This window comes from Janthinobacterium sp. AD80, from assembly GCF_002878455.1.
Taxonomy (GTDB): Bacteria; Pseudomonadota; Gammaproteobacteria; order Burkholderiales; family Burkholderiaceae_D; genus Janthinobacterium.
The window spans coordinates 1-559 of the sequence record NZ_NRDQ01000340.1 but is presented as its reverse complement, the minus strand read 5'-3'; the positions used below and the strand labels follow the sequence as shown (position 1 = coordinate 559).

The window sequence follows — 559 nt, the reverse complement described above, 5'->3', positions numbered from 1 at the left end:
GGGACGCGTGAGCGCCGCGCCAGCCGCCGGACCCTTGCCCGCCAGGGCGGCCAGCTGGTTGCGCAGCAGGGCCAGCGATTCGGCCGACTGCTCCAGCTGGCGCCGTCCGGCCGGCAGGGTGGTTTCAATTTGCGCCACGTCGATGTCCGTGCCGATGCCGGCCGCCTTGCGCTGGCGCGTGATGTCGAGGATGCGGGCGCGCTGCGCCAGGCTGCGTTCGATCACGTCCTGCAGCTGGAATTCATACGACAGCTGGATGTAGGTGCGCACCAGCGCCGTTTCCAGCGCCAGGCGGGCCATCTGCGATTCGGCCGACGCCAGCTGCACGTCGCCCAGCGCGGCGGAGAGGGCGGCGCGGTTGCGGCCCCACAGGTCCAGGTCGTACGAAGCCGTGACGGTGGCCTGGTTGCGCCAGGCGTAGTTTCCGGCCAGCGGCGCCGGCGTGCTGCCGTGCAGCGAATACAGTTCGCGGTTGATGGAAACGCTGGCCTCGGCCTGCGGGCGGGTCTTGTCTTCCGCCGCGCCGGCCAGCGCCTCGGCCTGGCGCACGCGCGCCTGG

The 559-nt window shown here is 72.1% G+C and carries 1 protein-coding gene; it reads right to left on the bottom strand.

Annotated features, from left to right (window positions below):
- The coding region (locus JaAD80_RS29260; protein ID WP_180979665.1) for a TolC family protein at positions 1-559 on the bottom strand (559 nt) is incomplete at both ends.